Source organism: Bradyrhizobium guangdongense, from assembly GCF_006483445.1.
GTDB lineage: Bacteria > Pseudomonadota > Alphaproteobacteria > Rhizobiales > Xanthobacteraceae > Bradyrhizobium > Bradyrhizobium guangdongense_A.
The window spans coordinates 1-3,446 of record NZ_PPPT01000287.1; the positions used below are offsets into that span (position 1 = coordinate 1).

Annotated in this window: 3 protein-coding genes; 1 reads left to right on the top strand and 2 read right to left on the bottom strand. The window is 65.7% G+C overall.

Translation table 11 applies throughout. The features are described 5' to 3' along the window. Positions 1 to 47 precede the first annotated feature (47 nt). Entirely contained in the window at positions 48 to 341 is a 294-nt protein-coding gene (locus tag C2U70_RS33300) for a hypothetical protein (RefSeq protein ID WP_186294592.1), read from the bottom strand. 67 nt (positions 342 to 408) lie between these two features. Further along, positions 409 to 1,848, bottom strand: coding sequence for a cryptochrome/photolyase family protein (locus tag C2U70_RS31880; RefSeq protein ID WP_140982593.1), 1,440 nt, complete (start codon positions 1,846 to 1,848; stop codon positions 409 to 411). 131 nt (positions 1,849 to 1,979) lie between these two features. On the opposite strand from C2U70_RS31880, the gene C2U70_RS31885 reads away from it, so the two are divergent. Then, a partial coding sequence (locus C2U70_RS31885) for a methyl-accepting chemotaxis protein (RefSeq protein ID WP_140982594.1) occupies positions 1,980 to 3,446 on the top strand: 1,467 nt, incomplete at its 3' end.

Below are 3,446 nucleotides of genomic sequence, written 5' to 3' on the forward strand. Positions count from 1 at the left end.
CCCGGGCATGACGATGTGGCGGCCTTTGCGCGCAACCGCTCGCGCGATCAGCGCTTGGCCTTCTTGGCTTTCTTCTTCTTGCCGGCCTTTTTCGCGGTCTTCTTCACCGCCTTCTTGGCGGGCTTCTTCGCGGTTTTCTTCGCAGACTTTTTAGCGCTCTTCTTGGCCGCCTTCTTCGCGGCCTTCTTGGCCTTCTTCGGCACTACCTTTTTGGCGGCTTTCTTTGCAGCCTTCTTGGCGGCCTTCTTCTTGACCACCGGTTTCGGTGCTTCCTTCGGCGGCTCGGCGACGACGGGCGTCGTCTCCACCGTTGTCTCAACTACAGGCGTATCGTCGTTCATTGCGTCCCCCAAAGGTTTGAACGGAACGATGACGATAGCGGGATTCCGCAACCTGTCAAAGCAACGCTCAACTCTTGCGCATCTTCGCATAGGCTGCGAGTGCGCGCTCGCGACCGCGCGCGTGGTCGACGATCGGCTCCGGATAGGTCTTGCCGAGTTCGATGCCGGCACTTGCAAGCTCGATCGGCGTCGCGCGCCAGGGCTGGTGGATCAGCTTGGCCGGCAGGCCGTCGAGCTCGCTGACCCAGCGCCGGACATAGACGCCGTCAGGGTCGAACTTTTCGCCCTGGAGCACCGGATTGAACACGCGGAAAAAGGGCGCGGCATCGGCGCCGCAGCCGGCGACCCATTGCCAGTTGGCAGGGTTGCTGCCGGCATCGGCATCGACCAGCGTGTCCCAGAACCAGCTTTCGCCATCGCGCCAGTCGATCAGGAGGTGCTTGACCAGGAAGGAGGCGACCACCATCCGCACCCGGTTGTGCATCACGCCGGTGTGCCAGAGCTCGCGCAGGCCGGCATCGACCACCGGATAGCCGGTGCGGCCGCGCTGCCAGGCCGCGAGCGTCTTGGCGTCGTGCTTCCAGGGGAAGGCATTAAAACCGCCCTGCAGGTTCTGGCTCGCGAGCTCCGGCATGTCGAACAGCAGATGGCGGCAGAACTCGCGCCAGCCGAGCTCGCTCAGAAACTTCTCGACGCCGGGGCCGAGCGCGGGCTCGGCGTCGGCGGCAAAGCGCGCGGCGTGCCAGACCTGGCGCGGGCTGATCTCGCCGAACCGCAAATGCGGCGACAGGCCCGAGGTGCCGGGCCGGTCGGGCCGGTCGCGGTTACCCAGATAGCTTCGCACTGACGTCTTGAGGAAGTCGCGCAGCCGGGCGCGGGCCGCGGCTTCGCCCGGCGTCCAATTGTCGCGCAGGCCGCCGGCCCAGTCGGGTCTGGTCGGCTCGAGGCCGTAGCGTTCGAGGGCATCGCCGGCGAGGTTTGGGACCGCCTGCAGCGCCTTCGGTGCGGGAAGCGGTTTGGGCGGATCGCCCATCGCCAGCACGCGGCGCCAGAACGGCGTGAACACCCGCACGCCCCTTCCTTCCTTGGTGCGGATCGCAGCCGGCGGGACCAGCAGGTCGCCGGGGAAGCGCTGCGTCTCGACGCCATGCTTCACCAGCGCCGCTTCGAGTTGTTTCTCGACCGCCTGATGCGGTGCCTGCGCGATGTCGTTCCAATAGACAGCGGCTGCGGCTGTGTCGCGGGCGATGTCCGGAATGATCTTGGCCGCCGATCCCTTGCGCAGGGTCAGCGATCCCCCGATCACCGCGAGGCTCTTGCCCAGCGCGCGCAGCGACTGGGCGAGCCACCAGCGGGCGGCGGCGCCGATCGGACGTCCGGCGGTGTCGTCGAGGACGTAAAGGCAGATCACCGGCGCGCCGGTCTTGGCTGCGGCATGCAGCGCCGGATGGTCGGCAAGACGCAGATCGTCACGGAGCCAGACGATGATCGGCCGCAGGTCAGGCATGTTTTCGGCCGATCCCTTTGTTTACGGATTGGAAAGGATGTCTCGCATGACAGGCCTTGCCAAATCTTCCCATTGTTAATCGGAGGGTAAGCGGATGCCTCGAATATACGGCGTTCTTTTGGGGGAGTTTCATGTCCGGTCTTTTTGGGAAGTTCCTGCCGCAATTCAAGCTCAAGCTCGGCACCAAGGCCGTCGTGGGTGCGGTGCTGCTGATCTCGGTGAACACGGCGCTCGTGGTGGGCGCAGGTTATTGGTCGTTGACATCGGCGTTCAACGACCGCGCGCTGCGCGAGATCGAGGTCAATCTGCGCACGCTGGCGCTGGCCTTTGCCGAGACGGTTCCGGATGCCAAGATCGCGATGAAGGACGGCATGGTCGTCCGCGCCGAGATCGCCAAAATGCCCGAGTTCAAGGACCACGCGATCGTCGATCGCGCGGTGTCCTATACCGGCGGCAACGCGACGCTATTCGTCTATGACGATGCAAGCGGGCAGTTCATCCGCCGCTCGACCAATGTGAAGAAGGAGAACGGCGACCGCGCCGTCGGCACCCAGCTTGCCGCTGACCATCCCGGCCAGGCGCCGTTGCGCAAGGGCGACGCCTATAAGGGGCCGGCGACCTTGTTCGGCAAGACCTTCATGACCGCATATTTCCCGATCGCCGGCGCCGGCGGCAAGGTCGTGGGCATCCTCTATGTCGGCATCCCCATGGTGCAGTTCGAGAGCATGCTCGACCAGGCGATGCAGAGCATGGGGATCGCGGCGGCCATTGCGGCGCTGCTGGTCCTGATCCTGACCATGTTGCTCGTGCGCAGCGTCACCAAGCCGCTGACGTCGGTCACATCATCGCTGACCGAGCTTGCCAACGGCAAGAACGACGTCGAGATCGATTGCGAGGACCGCGCCGACGAGATCGGCGAGATCGCGCGCACGGTCGCGGTGTTCAAGAGCAACTCGCTCGAACGTCAGCGCATGCGCGGCGAGCAGGCGGAGGCGGCCGCAGCCGCGGTCGAGCAGCGCAAGGCCGACATGCGCGGCTTCGTCGACGAGTTCCACGGCAGTGTCGGCGGCATACTCGACAAGGTGCTGAATTCGTCCGGCGAGTTCGAGCGCGTGGCCAAGCAACTGACAGATACCGCACGGTCGACCGCCGATCTCTCGGCGCAATCGGCCGGCGCATCGGAGACCGCTTCCGATCACGTCCGCACGGCGGCGGCAGCCTCCGATGAGCTCTCCAAGTCGATCTCCGAAATCACCCGCCGGGTGCAGGAGTCGAACGACATCTCCGCCGAGGCCGTGCGCCAGGCGGAGGCGACCGACCAGCGCATGGCCCAGCTCTCGGAAGCAGGCTCGCGCATCGGCGACGTCGTCAAGCTGATCACGACCATCGCCGAGCAGACCAATCTGCTCGCGCTGAACGCCACCATCGAGGCGGCGCGGGCAGGGGATGCGGGCCGCGGATTTGCCGTGGTGGCCCAGGAGGTGAAGAGCCTCGCCGGGCAGACCGCCAAGGCGACCGAAGAGATTTCCAGCCAGATCGCCAGCATGCAGCTCGCGACCGAGGAGTCGGTCGGCGCCATCAAGGCGATCGGCGAGACG